Below are 14,405 nucleotides of genomic sequence, written 5' to 3' on the forward strand. Positions count from 1 at the left end.
GATTAGAACAGCTTCCCCTCGGCCGCCGTACGGCGGCGCAGCAGCGCCGACGGGGCGTAGCGGCCACCGGGGCACGAATCGTGCAGCTCGGACAGGACCTCGCACACCCAGTGCGCGCCGAGGCGGTCGCCCCACTCCAGCGGACCGAGCGGATAGTTCACGCCGAGCCGCATCGCGGTGTCGATGTCGGCGGGCGAGGCGACCGCCTTGGCGACCGCGTCGGCGGCGAGGTCCACGAGCATCGCCACCGTCCGGGCGACGATCATGCCGGGGACGTCCTCGATCACGCTGACCTGCTTGCCCAGCGCCTGGAACAGCCCGACGGCCGCCAGGACCGCTTCGGGCCGTGCGGTGTCGCCGGGTGCCAGCGCGATCCGGGTGGCGGCCCGGTAGTCCAGCGCGAGGTCGAAGTGGATGACGCTGTCGCCGCGCTCGGTGGCGTAGGAGCCGTCGGCGAGGAAGAGCCAGTCGTCGTCACCCAGGAGGATCGCCCCGGGGCCGCCCTCCTCGTGGTCGACGTGGATACCCGCCTCCTCCATGAGGGCGACGAGTTCCGCCGCCGGCCCCAGGTCGCCGAGGACCGTCACCTGCTCGGGCGCGGGCGCCGGAGCCGCCGTCGCCGCGAGCGGCCGGTCCTCGTCCCCGTACCGGAACCAGCCGCGCCCCGACTTGCGGCCGAGCAGTCCGGATTCGACGAGGCGGCGCTGGGCGAGGGACGGCGTGAACTTGGGGTCGTGGAAGAACGACTCCCAGACGGACCGGGTGACGGCCTCGTTCACGTCCTGGCCGATCAGGTCGGTCAGCTCGAAGGGGCCCATCGCGAATCCGCCGCACTCGCGCAGGACCGCGTCGATGGTGGCGGGATCGGCGGCCCCCTCCTCGTGGAGGCGGAACGCCTCGGCGTAGAAGGGTCGGGCGATCCGGTTGACGATGAAGCCAGGGGTGTCGGTGCAGCGCACCGGGGACTTTCCCCAGGCGGCGGCGGTCGCGTACACGGTGGCCGCCGCGTCCTCGTCGGTGGTGGCGGCGGAGACCACCTCCACGAGGGGGAGGAGCGGCGCCGGGTTGAAGAAGTGCAGGCCGACGAAGCGTCCGGGACGGCGCAGAGCGCCGGCGACGGCGGTCACGGAGAGCGAGGAGGTGTTGGTGGCGAGCAGGCACGCGTCGTCGACGACGTCCTCCAGCTCGCTGAAGAGCCGCTGCTTGGCCGGCAGGTCCTCGATGATCGCCTCGATGACGAGAGCGGCGTCGGCGAGCTCGCCGAGGGTGGCGGCGGGAGCGAGCCGGGCCAGCGCGGCATCACGTTCGGCCGCGTCCATCCGGCCCTTTTCAGCCAGCCGGGCGATCCGTGCTGCCACCGCCGACGCACCGCGCTCGGCGCTGCCGGGAGCGGCGTCGTAGAGCCGCACGCGATGGCCCGCGACCAGTGCGACCTGGGCGATTCCCTGGCCCATCGTGCCGGCGCCGATGACAGCAACGGTGCGGGTTCGATCAAGCGCGATCATGATGCCGACTGCTCCTCGCCAAGTTGTCCACAGGTCCGGCCGCCCTCTTGAACCGACCGAACATTCGGTTAATCTAGCGGTGTTCCCATATCCAGCCCAGCTCGACGAGGAGTTGGTCCCCATGGCCGCCGATCTCACCGCTGTCCCGTTGATCGAACGGCATCGCGGCACTCTCGACAAGGCACTCGAAGCGATCAGGACCCGCGAGTTCTGGTCGCCGTACCCCGAACATCCGAAGGCTTACGGAGACGGAGCCGACGGCAAGGCCGCGTTCGACGCCCTCCTGGGGCAGCGCTTCGCGCTCGACCAGCCCGGCACCGACGACTGGACCGGACGCGAGACCTCGCCCTACGGGATCGAGCTTGGGGTCGACTACCCGCACCCGGACATCGAGGTGCTGCTGCCGGCGATGCGGGCGGGCATCCCCGCGTGGCGGGACGCGGGCCCCGAGCTGCGGGCGATGGTGTGCCTGGAGATCCTGGCACGGATCAATGCCAGGACCAACGAATTCGCCCATGCGGTGATGCACACCTCGGGCCAGGCCTTCACGATGGCGTTCCAGGCCGGTGGGCCCCATGCGCAGGACCGCGGCCTGGAGGCCGTGACCTACGCGTACGCCGAGCAGGTCCGCACCCCGGATTCGGCGGAGTGGGTCAAACCGCAGGGAAAGCGGGACCCGCTGCGGCTGCAGAAGGCCTTCACGGCCGTCCCGCGCGGCGTCGCCCTGGTGGTCGGCTGCAACACCTTCCCGACGTGGAACGGCTACCCGGGCATCTTCGCCTCCCTGGCGACCGGTAACCCCGTGCTGGTCAAGCCGCACCCCCGTGCCGTTCTGCCGCTCGCGCTGACCGTCACGGTCGCCCGCGAGGTGCTGGCCGAGGCGGGCTTCGACCCGAACCTGGTCGCGCTGGCCGCCGAGCGGCCCGGTGAAGGGCTGGCCAAGACCCTCGCCGTGCGGCCCGAGATCCGCATCATCGACTACACCGGCTCCACCGCCTTCGGCGACTGGCTGGAGACCAACGCCCGCCAGGCGCAGGTCTACACCGAGAAGGCCGGCGTCAACACCGTCGTCATCGACTCGACGGACAACTACAAGGGGATGCTCAGCAACCTGGCCTTCTCGCTGTCCCTGTACAGCGGCCAGATGTGCACCACCCCGCAGAACCTGCTCATCCCCCGCGACGGCATCACCACCGACGCGGGCCACCGGAGCTACGACGAGGTGGTGGCCGATCTGGCCACGTCCGTCGAAGGGCTGCTCGGTGACGACGCCCGGGCCAACGCCCTGCTGGGCGCGCTGGTCAACCCGGATGTGAAGACACGCCTGGAGGCGGCACCCTCGATCGGTGAGGTGGCACTCGCCTCCCGGGCGGTCACCCACCCGGACTTCCCGGACGCGACGGTCCGTACACCGGTGCTGGTGAAGCTGGACGGGGCCAAGCCCGACGACCAGGCCGCGTATCTGACGGAGTGCTTCGGACCGGTGTCGTTCGCCGTCGCGGTCGACTCCACGGCCGACGCGGTGGAGCTGCTGCGCCGTACGGTCCGGGAGAAGGGCGCCATGACGGTCGGCGGCTACACCACCTCGGCCGACGTCGAGCGGCTGCTGGAGGAGGCGTGCTGGGAGGAATGCGCCCAGCTCTCCCTGAACCTGACCGGCGGGGTGTACGTCAACCAGACGTCGGCCTTCTCCGACTTCCATGGTTCCGGCGGCAACCCGGCGGCCAACGCGGCGCTGTGTGACGGGGCATTCGTGGCCGGGCGCTTCCGGGTCATCGAGGTGCGCAGGCCCGCATAGCGCGAGCCTCTCCCCATCCGGCCCCGTCCCGAGTTGCCCTGTCACTCCGGACGGGGCTCCCCCGCCCGTTCAGCACCGGTTCCGGCCCAGCTCAGCGCCCTGGCGGGGCAGCCCTCCCGGAGCCGTACGCTGAGGCCATGACGGAAGCGGAAGACGAGGCCGGGCGCGCGGCGCGACAGTGGCGCGAGGCGGCCCCCGGTGCTGTTCTGCTCGACGGCTTCCACGCCCTCAAGCACGCGCTGCGCTTCGGCGCCGAGGTACGGCTGGCACTGACCAGTGACCGGGCCGCCGCCCTGGCGCTCGCCGAGGAGCTCGCGGACGATGTGACCGACCGGCTCCGCGCGATCCTCGTCGAAGTTCCCGGCCAGGTGCTGCGCGAGCTGCTGCCGAGAATCCATCCGACCGGTGTGGCCGCGCTCGCCGTCAGGCCCAGCGCCGGCTCCAACCTCGCCGCGCTGAACGCGGCTCCCCGGCAGTCACCCGTCGTCGTCCTGGACAATCCGCGGAACCTCGGCAACATCGGGGCCGTGATCCGGCTGGCCGCCGGGTTCGGTGCGACCGGGGTGGTCACCACCGGGGACATCGACCCCTGGCACCCGAACGTCGTGCGCGCGAGCGCCGGCCTGCACTTCGCCACCGCCGTCGAACGGCTGGACCTCCCCGACCTGCCGGCCGGGCCGCTCTATGTCCTGGATCCGGAGGGGAAGGACATCCGGTCGACGGTGATCCCGGACGACGCGCTGCTCGCGTTCGGCTCGGAGCGGCACGGGATCTCGCCGGAGATGCGCGGGCGGGCGACCGAACTGATCGCGGTACCCATGCGCCCGCACGTCTCCAGCTTCAACCTGGCCACCACGGTGGCGATGGCGCTCTACCACTGGCTGCCCGCCCCGGGCGCCGGCCGTATCCAGGGCTTGTCCCAGGACGTATCCAGGACGTATCCAGGGCCTGTCCGGCCCTAGACGCGGTAGCCGTCTCCCGCACCACCGGGTTCGCCATGAGCCAGCTGCGGCTCGGTGGCGGGCCGCCCGATCGTCGTACCCAACTCCCGTACCTGGTCCTGGTCCTGATCCTGGTCACGCGGGTCGCCGGTGCGGGGGCCGGCCTGGCCGCGCAGACCGCTCGGCACGAGACCGGCGATCCGGCTGCCCGCCCAGCGCAGGAAGTTCGTCGGCAGGAAGACCGCGTCGGCGGCGATCATCGCGAGGGAGAAGAACGGCAGGCCGAGCACGATCGCGATCGAGGCGTGCTCGATGATCATCGCGACGAGCAGCACGTTCTTCACCCGGCGGTTGAAGAGCGTGAAGGGGAAGGCGACCTGCACGATCACCGTGCCGTAGGTGATCGCCATGACGATGAGACCGGCACCGGCGAGGGCGTGCGAGAGCTCGGGCCAGGGGGTGAAGTCGTCCAGGTGCAGCGGGTAGTACAGCGCGGTACCGTCCTGCCAGCGGGAGCCCTGGATCTTGTACCAGCCGGCCGTCGCGTAGATCAGGCAGACCTCGACGACGATCACGAGCATGCCGCCGTTGTGGACGATGTTGGCGAGGATGTCCAGCACCTTGCGGGGCTCGCCGGCCGCGTAGCGCCGCACCGCCCACCAGGCCGCCTGCGCCAGCCAGAAGCCCCAGAAGGTCAACCCCCAGAACTGGCCGAGCTTCCCCAGCAGGGTGATGACGACGAGCGCGGCGCCGAGCAGCGACCACAGGACCACGCCGGTCACGTCCGGGTCCGGCTTCTCGGCGCGTTCCGGGGTCAGGTCCCGCGTCCGATCCTTCGTCCGCTCCAGCAGCCGGTCGGCGCGTCGCTTGTCGAGGGACCAGACCTGGCCGCAGCGGGTCAGCACGAGGTAGATCGCCATCAGGTGGATGACGTTGTCGCCGCCGTCGCCCATGAAGATGCTGCGGTTCTGCAGCGACAGCACCCCGACCATGAACAGCAGCGAGGCCGTACGGGTCCGCCAGCCGAGCAGCAGCAGCAGGCTCGCGATGATCGAGCCCGCGTAGACCACCTCGAACCAGAGCTGACTGTCGGTCCACATCAGCACGCTGAACGCGCCGGTGCCGTTGTCAGCCATCAGCCGCTGGGCCATGCCCCAGGTCCACACGCCGTCGGGGCCGTACAGCTCCGCCCGCTGCGGCCACTCACGCAGCAGGAAGAGCAGCCAGGTCAGCGAGAAGCCGATCCGGACGACCGCGCTCTGGTACGGCCCCACAGCGGTATTGGTGATCCGGGCCAGACCACGGGTCAGCCCGGTGTCGAGCGTGCCGCCGAGCCCCGCGAAGGGGGAGGGCGGCAGATCCTTGCGAGCGCTCACGAGGCCTTCTCCTGTCCGGAGGTGGCCACCGACCACCAGAGCGTCTCCTGGTACTGCGTCTCGTTGTTGGGCTTCGCGTCGGTCCACGACGGCGGAGCGACCCACACGGTCGCGGAGCGGGCCTGCACGCGGACGACGTCACCGCCGTTCAGCTGGGGACCGAACCGGTTCTCCACGATCCGCTGCACGTACTCCTGGCTGAGCTGGCCGCGCACACCGGTGGGTGTGTTGTTGGCGCCGTGCGAGGAGGTGTAGAAGCTCCAGGCGCGGCGCAGCTCGTTCTGCCGGGTGTGGCTGGGGGCGACGGTGTGCCGGATGCCGGTCAGATCGACCGCGGTGAGGTCGACCCAGCCGGTCGTCTGCAGCCGGCCGTCGGGGCTGCGCACCTCGGCGCGCGCCTGCACGTGGATGTTCTGCTGCAGCGGGTCGGGCGCGAAGAGCTTCCAGTTCTGCTCGAACTCGGGGTAGATGTACGAGTCGACCGTGGACTGGTACTCCTTGCTGGCCGTGTTCGACGGCGCGACGTGCAGGAACACCATGGCGAGGTGGAAGACGACGCCGACCGCGACAGCCGCGACGGCGAGCGAGACCACGACCCAGGATCCGGTGGACAAGGACGGCAGCTGCCCCGTTCCGGCAGCCTCTCCGGAGGCCTCTCCCGCGTCCGTACCCGCGTCCGCTCCGGCCTCGCCGTCCGTCCGGGTCCCGGCCGCGTCTCCGGAGCTGTCGACGGCCCTGTCGCCGGCCCCGGCCGCCGCCACCGGACCGGCGCCCGCTCCCGGATCAGTGCCCGGTCCCGTCCCCGGTTCCGGCCTCTCAGGTGGCTCCATGGTCTCCCCGTTCCTCACCGCGTTCCGCTTCCGCACGGAACGCTACTCATGCCCTCGCGCCACCGGTGACCGTACTGGGTTATCCACAGCCGCCGGGATGGCCTTGACACCCTAAGGCGCTCGACCGACCATTGAACCGAACGATCGGTCGGTCGGTTGAGCCGGAGCGGGACAACGTAGGGGGCACACATGACCACGGCAGCCACGGTCGAGGAGGCGGCACCGCAGGCCGGTCTTCTCGCCGCTTTCGAGTCGGCACTCGCCGAAGACTCGCGGATCGAGCCGCGTGACTGGATGCCCGACGCGTACCGCGCCACGCTTATCCGCCAAATGGCGCAGCACGCCCATTCCGAGATCATCGGAATGCAGCCCGAGGCGAACTGGATAAGCCGCGCGCCCTCGCTGCGCCGCAAGGCGATCCTGATGGCCAAGGTGCAGGACGAGGCCGGGCACGGGCTGTATCTCTACAGCGCCGCGGAAACCCTCGGCGTCGGCCGTGACGAGCTGCTCGACAAACTGCACGCCGGCCGCCAGCGGTACTCGTCGATCTTCAACTACCCCACCTTGACCTGGGCCGATGTCGGAGCGGTCGGCTGGCTCGTGGACGGCGCCGCGATCACCAACCAGGTGCCGCTGTGCCGCTGCTCGTACGGGCCGTACGCACGGGCCATGGTGCGGATCTGCAAGGAGGAGTCCTTCCACCAGCGGCAGGGGTACGAACTGCTGCTGGCGCTCAGCCGGGGCACCGAAGCGCAGCACGCCATGGCGCAGGACGCGGTGGACCGCTGGTGGTGGCCGTCGCTGATGATGTTCGGCCCGCCGGACACCGAGTCCGGGCACTCCGAGCAGTCCATGGCCTGGAAGATCAAGCGGCACTCCAACGATGAGCTGCGGCAGCGCTTCGTCGACATCTGCGTCCCGCAGGCCGAGGTGCTCGGGCTCACCCTCCCCGACCCCGGCCTGCGGTGGAACGAGGAGCGCGGCGCCCATGACTTCGGGGACATCGACTGGACCGAGTTCCACGAGGTGCTGCGCGGCAACGGGCCGTGCAACGAACAGCGGATAACCCAGCGCCGCACCGCCCATGAGCAGGGCGCCTGGGTCAGGGAAGCGGCCACGGCATACGCGGCCAAGCAGGGAACCGAGCACGGAGAGGTGCGCTGATGACTGCCAACGACTGGCCGCTGTGGGAGGTCTTCGTCCGCAGCCGGCGCGGACTCAGCCACAGCCACGCGGGCAGCCTCCACGCGCCCGACGCGGAGATGGCGCTGCGCAACGCACGCGACCTCTACACCCGGCGTGCCGAAGGCGTGTCGATCTGGGTGGTCCCGTCCACGCAGATCACCGCCTCGTCGCCGGACGAGAAGGACTCGTTCTTCGAGCCGGCGGGGGACAAGCCGTACCGGCACCCGACCTTCTACAAGATCCCGGAAGGGGTGCGGCACCTGTGAACCCGGTACTCGTCAGCACGGCACTGCCTCTCGGTGACGACGCCCTGGTGCTCGCCCAGCGACTGGGGGAGTGGGCCGGACACGCACCGGTCCTCGAGGAGGACGTCGCGCTCGCCAACATCGCGCTGGACCTGCTGGGCCAGGCCCGGGTGCTGCTCTCCCTCGTCGGCGACGAGGACGAGCTGGCCTTCGGCCGGGAGGAACGCGCCTTCCGCAACGTCCAGCTCGTCGAGCAGCCGAACGGCGACTTCGCGCACACCATCGCCCGCCAGCTGTACTTCTCGACGTACCAGGAGCTGCTCTACACGGAGCTGGCCCAGGGCGACAGCGAGCTGGCGCCGCTGGCCGCGAAGGCGGTGAAGGAGGTCGCCTACCACCATGACCACGCCCGGCAGTGGACGCTGCGGCTCGGCGACGGCACGGCCGAGAGCCATGAGCGCATGCAGCGCGGGCTGGACGCCCTGTGGCGGTTCACCGGCGAACTGTTCCAGCCCGTGGAGGGGCTGGGCACCGACCTCGGCGCGCTGCGCGAGCCCTGGCTGGAGCGGGTATCGGCCGTCGTCCGGCAGGCCACGCTGACGATGCCGGAAGGCCCGGACGTGACGTCCTGGTCGGCGGGCGCCGGCAGACAGGGCATCCACACCGAGTCGTTCGGCCGGATGCTCGCCGAAATGCAGCACCTGCACCGTGCCCACCCGGGTGCGACATGGTGACCGGCGGCGACATGGTGACCGGCGGCGGCACGGTGACCGACGGCGCGCCGGGCGGCGCTCCGGCCGAAGAGATAGCCGTGGGCACGCCGGACGGCGTGCTGGAGGCGGAGCTGCTGCGGCTCGCGGGCTCGGTCCCGGACCCGGAGCTGCCGGTGCTCTCCCTCGCCGAGCTGGGAGTGCTGCGCGGTCTGCAGCTGGTCGGCCCCGGCCGCGTCGAGGTGCAGCTGACGCCGACCTACACCGGCTGCCCGGCCATCGACACGATGGTCACCGACATCACCCAGGTCCTGCGCGAGCACGGTATGGCCGAGGTGTCCGTCCGTACGGTGCTGTCGCCTGCCTGGTCGACCGACGCGATCAGCGCCGAGGGGCGCCGCAAGCTCGCCGAGCACGGCATAGCGCCGCCGCGCCCGGTCGGCAGCGGCGGCCCGGTGCCGCTCGAACTGTCGGTGCGCTGCCCGCACTGCGGCTCGGTGGACACCACCGTGCTGAGCCGGTTCTCCTCCACCGCGTGCAAGTCCCTGCGCCGTTGCGAGAGCTGCCGCGAACCGTTCGACCACTTCAAGGAGTTGTGAATGTTCCATCCGCTCCGGGTCACCGGGATCGAGCGGCTCACGGACGATTCGGTGACCGTGACCTTCGACGTGCCGGCCCCCCTGCGCGAGACGTACCGCTTCGCGGCAGGCCAGCACCTCGCGGTGCGCCGGTTCGTGGACGGCTCCGAGATCCGGCGGACGTACTCGGTCTGCGACCCGGCTCCCGGGCCCGGGGGGCCGGAGAGCCTGCGGGTCGGCGTGCGGCTGGTCGAGGACGGTGAGTTCTCGGTGTACGCCCACAAGGAGCTGGCGGTGGGCGACCTGGTGGACGTCATGCCGCCGATGGGCCGGTTCATCCTCGATCCGCGCCCCGGCTACTTCGCGGCCGTGGTCGGCGGCAGCGGCATCACGCCGGTGCTCTCCCACATCGCCACCGTGCTCGGGCGGGAGCCGTCGGCCCGCTTCTGTCTGGTGCGCAGCGACCGGACGGCCGCTTCGACGATGTTCCTGGAGGAGATCGCCGACCTCAAGGACCGCTATCCGGACCGGCTCCAGCTGGTGAACGTGCTGTCCCGCGAGGACCAGCAGGCCGGGCTGCCGTCCGGCCGGCTGGACCAGGAGCGGCTGACCGCCCTGCTGCCCGCGCTGCTGTCGGTGGAGACGGTGGACGGGTGGTACCTGTGCGGCCCCTTCGGGCTGGTGCGGGGAGCCGAGCAGGCGCTGCGCGGACTCGGGGTGGACCGGTCCCGGATCCACCAGGAGATCTTCCATGTGGACGACGGCCCGGTGACCGGCCCCGCCCGGACCCCGGCCGCGGTCGGCAGTGTGGTCGCCGCGACGCTCGACGGGCGCGGGGGGAGCTGGCCGTCCGAGGGCGGCGAGTCCGTCCTGGAGACGGTGCTGCGCAACCGCTCGGACGCCCCGTACGCCTGCAAGGGCGGGGTGTGCGGGACCTGCCGGGCCCGGCTGGTGTCGGGCGAGGTGCGGATGGACCGGAACTTCGCGCTGGAGCCGGACGAGACCGAGGCCGGCTATGTGCTGGCCTGTCAGTCGCATCCGCTCACCGACCGGGTGGAGCTGGACTTCGACGCGTAACGGTGGTCCCCCGCTATTCCCTCTCACTAGAACGTGTTCTAACCTGACGCACTGTCAGGGACCGTAGCGGTGGGAGGGGCTAGCAGTGGACTTCAGCTTCACCGAGGAGCAACTGGCGGCGGTCGAGGCGGCGCGGGCCGTGTTCTCGGGAGTCGCGCCGGACTCGGTCCCCAGCCCCGCGCTGACCCACGGGGCCGTCGCCGAGGACTTCGACCGCGCCCTCTGGCGCAAGCTCGCGGACAGCGATCTGCTGAGCCTCGCCATGGCCGGCACCTACGGCGGCGCCGGTCTCGACCCGATAGCGCTGTGCCTCGTGCTGCGTGAGGCCGGCAAGGTGCTCGCCCGGGTGCCGCTGCTGGAGACCTACGCCGCCGGGCTCGCCGTACAGACCTACGGCTCCGCGGCGCTGCGCGCCCGGCTGCTTCCGGCGGCGGGCAGCGGCGGGGTCGTCCTCACCGTCGCCGCCAACGGCCGCACCGGCCATGACGGGGCCGAGCTCTCCGTTCAGGCCCGGCAGCACCAGGACGACGGGACCGAGGAGCCGGGCCAGTGGCTGCTCGACGGGGTGCAGACCGCCGTCCCATGGGCGCAGCAGGCCGATCACATCCTGGTGCCGGCCCACACCACCGAGGGCCGGCCGGTCATCGCGGTGGTCCCCCGGCTCCACGAGGGCGTCACGCTCGCCGAGCAGGTCTCCACCAGCGGTGAGCGGTTCGCCGAGATCACGTTCGACGGGGTACGGATCCCGGCCGATGACGTCATCACCGCGGACGGCGCCTGGGAGTGGCTGCGCAATGTGCTCGCCACCGGCACCTGCGCCCTGGCACTGGGCCTCGGCGAGGCGGTCCTCGGCATGACCAGCTCCTACGCTGGCAAGCGTGAGCAGTTCGGGTACCCCATCGCGACCTTCCAGGCGGTCGCGGTGCAGGCCGCCGACCGCTACATCGACCTGCGGGCGATGGAGGCCACCCTCTGGCAGGCCGCCTGGCGGCTGAGCATCGACACCCCCGGCGCGCTGCCCTTCACCGGCGATGTCGCGGTCGCGAAGATCTGGGCGTCGGAGGGCGTACGGCGGGTCGTGCAGACCGCGCAGCACCTGCACGGCGGCTTCGGCGCGGACACCGACTACGCACTGCACCGCTACCACGCCTGGGCCAAGCAGCTGGAGCTGTCGCTCGGTCCCGCCGCCGCCCACGAGGAGGTCCTGGGCGACCTGATCGCCGCCCACCCGCTCGGTTGAGGCCTGGGGGCCTGCTACAGGACGAAGGCCGGGCCGCCGCCGTCCGACACCAGCGGCCGCCCGGCCGCTTCCCAGCCGAGCATCCCGCCGTCCACGTTCACCGCGTCGACGCCCTGGGCGATCAGGTACTGGGCGACCTGCGCCGACCGTCCGCCGACCCGGCAGACCACATGCACCGTGCCGCCGTCCGGCACCTCGGCGATCCGGCTCACGACCTCACCCATGGGGATGTGGAGGGCGTGCTGCGCGTGCCCGGCCGCCCACTCGTCGTTCTCCCGGACGTCCAGCAGGATGCCATCGGCCGGAACACCGGCGGCGTCGACGGCGGGCAGCTGGGAGTTGAACATGGGAAGGGCCTCCTCGGCACAACGAGCTCAGCACGGGCTCGGCGCGGGCTCAGCTCGCGTTCAGCGGGCTCAGCGCGCACGACACACACAGCGGACCTGAGAAAACTACCTCAGCCCTCAGCGGGCCGGACCAGCTCGGCGAGCCGTGCCTCCCGCGCCCCGACCTGTTCCAGCAGCTGCTCGGCGATCTCGTTGAGCAGCCCGTCAGGATCGTCGGGGGACAGCTTCATCATCTGCCCGATCGCGCTGCCGTCCAGATCCGTGGCGATCACGGACAGCGCCTCCTTGCGTTCGGCCAGCCACTCCAGCCGGGCGTAGAGCACCTCCGCCTCGGTCGGCAGCTCCTCCTCGAGCACCGGCCCGGCCTCCCACTCCGCCCCCAGCTCGCGCAGCCGGTCCTCGTCGGCGTCCGCGTAGGCCTCGTTGACCCGCGCGATGAAGACGCTGCGCCGCTCCTTCTCCGCCTCGTCCTGCGCCAGGTCCGGGTGCGCCTTGCGGGCGAGCTCGCGGTAGAGCCGCTGCGCCTCCTTGCCCGGCCGCACCCGGCGCGGCGGATTGGGGTCCTCGACCGGCCGCACACCGTCCTGGCCGAGCATCCCCTCGAAGAGCTCCTCTATGCCCGGCATGGGCATGACTAGGGCGCGGGCCTCCCAGGCCCGCTCGATGTCCTCACGGTCGCCGCTGTTCGCCGCCACCGCCTCCGCGATCAGGGCGTCCAGCTCGTCCAGCCGGGCATACATCGGGCCGAGCCGCTGGTGATGCAGCCGGGAGAAGTTGTCCACCTCGACCCGGAAGGTCTCCACCGCGATCTCGAACTCGATGAGCGCCTGCTCAGCGGCGCGCACCGCCTTCGCCAACCGCTGGGAGGCCGCTTGATCCACCTGTTCCGCTTCCGGGTTCGTCACCCGCACAGCGTACGGATTCCGGCGGCCCCCCGTCCCGGGGCCCGGCACCGAAGCCATGCCCCGGAGCCGTACCGCCGGGCCCCACACCCCTTCCGCACCCCCGAAAGATTCCGTTTCGCACCGGATCAAGACCGGATCAAGACCGGCTCGGACCGGATCGGACCGCAACCGAGGCAGGTCCGAGGCAGGTCCGAGCCAGGACCGACGCCCTAGATTCCGAGTTCCGCCGCGACCTTCCCCGTCCTGATCGCGCCGAGCAGCTCCGCGTGATCGGCCTCCGTGCGGTCCGCGTACGCCACCGCGAAGGACGTGATCGCCGTGTCCAGCTCCTCGTTCTTGCCGCAGTACCCGGCGATCAGCCGCGGATCCGCGCTGTGCGAGTGCGCCCGCGCGAGCAGCGCCCCGGTCATGCGCGCGTAGTCGTCGATCAGCCCCGCCTCCAGCGACGCCGGATCCACGCTCCCCTTCCGGTTCCGGAACTGGCGCACCTGGTAGGGCAGCCCGTCCACGGACGTCCACCCCAGCAGGATGTCGCTGACCACCTGCATCCGCTTCTGCCCGAGCACCACCCGCCGGCCCTCGTGCGCATCGTGCGAGCCGTGCGCGGAGCTGGAGGCGGCATCCGCCTCCGCGGTGTCGAATCCGGCCTTCGCCACGTACGGCCGCAGCGCGGACGCCCGCGCCTCCTTCACCTGGAGCACCAGCGGCTCCCCCAGGTGGTCGAGCAGCAGCACCACATACGACCTGGTCCCCACGCTGCCGGTCCCCACCACCCGGAACGCCACATCGTGCACCGCGTAGCGCGCGAGCAGCGGCAGCCGGTCCTCCGACACCGTCCGCAGATAGCCGTCCAGCGCTCCGGCGACCGCCGCGGCCTCCGCGTCCGGCACCCGCCGCAGCACGGGCAGCGCGTCGACGAAGCGCCGTCCGCCGTCTTCCAGCAGCTCGGTCGACCGCGCGACGAACTTCGCGCTGGTGTTCTTCCGCGCCTTGGCCGACACCTGTTCCAGCGTGCCCAGCAGATCGCGCGCGTCCGCGTGCGCGACCAGCTCCTCGTGCGCGATGGCGTTCCACGCGTCCAGCACCGGCAGCTTGGCCAGCAGCCGCATGGTGCGCCGGTACGCGCCGACCGCGTCGTACGCCGCCGACCGGCAGATGTCCTCGGACGCGCCCGCCTCCCGCCCGGCGAGCACCAGCGAGGCCGCGAGCCGCTTCACATCCCATTCCCACGGGCCGAGCAGCGTCTCGTCGAAATCGTTGATGTCCATGACCAGCCGGCCGCGGGCGTCGCCGTAGAGGCCGAAGTTCGCGGCGTGCGCGTCACCGCAGATCTGGGCACCGACACCGGTCACCGGGGTGTCGACGAGATCGGCCGCCATCAGCCCGGCGGAACCGCGCAGGAAGGAGAACGGGCTCGCCGCCATCCGTCCGACGCGGAGCGGTATCAGCGCTTCGATCCGGCCGGAATTCGACGCCTCCAGCGCCCCCAGCGGGCCCGGCCGGTCACCGCCGGCCGGCAGCTGGTCGTGTGCCGACCTGGGCACCCGGCCCCGCAGGGTTTTGCCCGCGGTCCTCGCCGTGGCCTCGTGCGGCCAGCGCGCGAACCCTGTGGTCCGCGGCACCCTCAACTCGCTCATGCGCTCTCCCCGTCAGCGAGCGGACGCCCCG

14 protein-coding genes are annotated in these 14,405 nt (G+C 71.5%); 8 read left to right on the forward strand and 6 right to left on the reverse strand.

Annotated features, from left to right (window positions below; genetic code table 11):
• Nucleotides 1-2: 2 nt before the first annotated feature.
• A complete protein-coding gene (locus G3I60_RS26680) occupies nucleotides 3-1,505 on the reverse strand; it encodes a 3-hydroxyacyl-CoA dehydrogenase (RefSeq protein WP_164295648.1) in 1,503 nt (500 codons plus the stop codon).
• Nucleotides 1,506-1,626: 121 nt separating this feature from the next.
• Here G3I60_RS26680 and paaN point away from each other — a divergent pair, with 121 nt between their 5' ends.
• On the forward strand, nucleotides 1,627-3,303 hold the full coding sequence (gene paaN, locus G3I60_RS26685; RefSeq protein WP_164295683.1) for a phenylacetic acid degradation protein PaaN: 1,677 nt from the start codon (nucleotides 1,627-1,629) through the stop codon (nucleotides 3,301-3,303).
• A gap of 137 nt (nucleotides 3,304-3,440) precedes the next feature.
• Nucleotides 3,441-4,265 (forward strand): RNA methyltransferase, encoded by an 825-nt coding sequence (locus G3I60_RS26690; protein ID WP_164295649.1) that lies wholly within the window; start codon nucleotides 3,441-3,443, stop codon nucleotides 4,263-4,265.
• Here G3I60_RS26690 and G3I60_RS26695 read toward each other — a convergent pair.
• Both G3I60_RS26695 and G3I60_RS26700 read right to left on the reverse strand, forming a co-directional pair.
• Entirely contained in the window at nucleotides 4,262-5,602 is a 1,341-nt protein-coding gene (locus tag G3I60_RS26695; RefSeq protein WP_239070296.1) for an HTTM domain-containing protein, read from the reverse strand. The genes G3I60_RS26690 and G3I60_RS26695 overlap by 4 nt on opposite strands.
• Nucleotides 5,603-5,616: 14 nt before the next feature.
• On the reverse strand, nucleotides 5,617-6,450 hold the full coding sequence (locus G3I60_RS26700) for a DUF5819 family protein (RefSeq protein ID WP_239070284.1): 834 nt from the start codon (nucleotides 6,448-6,450) through the stop codon (nucleotides 5,617-5,619).
• A 189-nt stretch (nucleotides 6,451-6,639) separates the two neighbouring features.
• Between G3I60_RS26700 and paaA the strand changes: the two genes are divergently transcribed.
• The 6 genes from paaA to G3I60_RS26730 all read left to right on the forward strand — a co-directional run bounded on the left by paaA (nucleotide 6,640) and on the right by G3I60_RS26730 (nucleotide 11,485).
• Complete coding sequence (gene paaA, locus G3I60_RS26705) at nucleotides 6,640-7,614, forward strand: 1,2-phenylacetyl-CoA epoxidase subunit PaaA (RefSeq protein WP_164295650.1); 975 nt, start codon at nucleotides 6,640-6,642, stop codon at nucleotides 7,612-7,614.
• Nucleotides 7,611-7,901, forward strand: coding sequence for a 1,2-phenylacetyl-CoA epoxidase subunit PaaB (paaB, locus tag G3I60_RS26710; RefSeq protein ID WP_138351220.1), 291 nt, complete (start codon nucleotides 7,611-7,613; stop codon nucleotides 7,899-7,901). The genes paaA and paaB overlap by 4 nt, the downstream gene beginning before the upstream one ends.
• Nucleotides 7,898-8,614, forward strand: a complete 717-nt coding sequence (paaC, locus tag G3I60_RS26715) for a 1,2-phenylacetyl-CoA epoxidase subunit PaaC (RefSeq protein ID WP_138351219.1) — start codon at nucleotides 7,898-7,900, stop codon at nucleotides 8,612-8,614. The genes paaB and paaC overlap by 4 nt, the downstream gene beginning before the upstream one ends.
• The gene (gene paaD, locus G3I60_RS26720) at nucleotides 8,608-9,189 is read left to right on the forward strand and encodes a 1,2-phenylacetyl-CoA epoxidase subunit PaaD (RefSeq protein ID WP_239070285.1); all 582 of its coding nucleotides are present in this window, start codon (nucleotides 8,608-8,610) and stop codon (nucleotides 9,187-9,189) included. The genes paaC and paaD overlap by 7 nt, the downstream gene beginning before the upstream one ends.
• Nucleotides 9,190-10,245, forward strand: coding sequence for a 2Fe-2S iron-sulfur cluster-binding protein (locus tag G3I60_RS26725; RefSeq protein WP_164295651.1), 1,056 nt, complete (start codon nucleotides 9,190-9,192; stop codon nucleotides 10,243-10,245).
• Between the two features lie 85 nt (nucleotides 10,246-10,330).
• Entirely contained in the window at nucleotides 10,331-11,485 is a 1,155-nt protein-coding gene (locus G3I60_RS26730; protein ID WP_164295652.1) for an acyl-CoA dehydrogenase family protein, read from the forward strand.
• A 14-nt stretch (nucleotides 11,486-11,499) separates the two neighbouring features.
• On the opposite strand, the gene G3I60_RS26735 is transcribed toward G3I60_RS26730, so the two are convergent.
• From G3I60_RS26735 to G3I60_RS26745, 3 genes are all read right to left on the reverse strand, one after another.
• Nucleotides 11,500-11,832: a rhodanese-like domain-containing protein gene (locus G3I60_RS26735; protein ID WP_138351217.1), complete on the reverse strand. Its 333-nt coding sequence runs from the start codon at nucleotides 11,830-11,832 to the stop codon at nucleotides 11,500-11,502.
• A gap of 110 nt (nucleotides 11,833-11,942) precedes the next feature.
• Nucleotides 11,943-12,737, reverse strand: a complete 795-nt coding sequence (locus G3I60_RS26740; protein ID WP_138351216.1) for a hypothetical protein — start codon at nucleotides 12,735-12,737, stop codon at nucleotides 11,943-11,945.
• Nucleotides 12,738-12,946: 209 nt separating this feature from the next.
• Nucleotides 12,947-14,374 carry a DUF2252 domain-containing protein gene (locus tag G3I60_RS26745; RefSeq protein ID WP_164295653.1) on the reverse strand — a complete coding sequence of 476 codons (1,428 nt, stop codon included), beginning with the start codon at nucleotides 14,372-14,374 and terminating at the stop codon, nucleotides 12,947-12,949.
• Nucleotides 14,375-14,405 lie beyond the last annotated feature (31 nt).

The sequence above is a fragment of the Streptomyces sp. SID13666 genome, assembly GCF_010548325.1.
In the GTDB taxonomy this organism is placed as follows: domain Bacteria; phylum Actinomycetota; class Actinomycetes; order Streptomycetales; family Streptomycetaceae; genus Actinacidiphila; species Actinacidiphila fildesensis.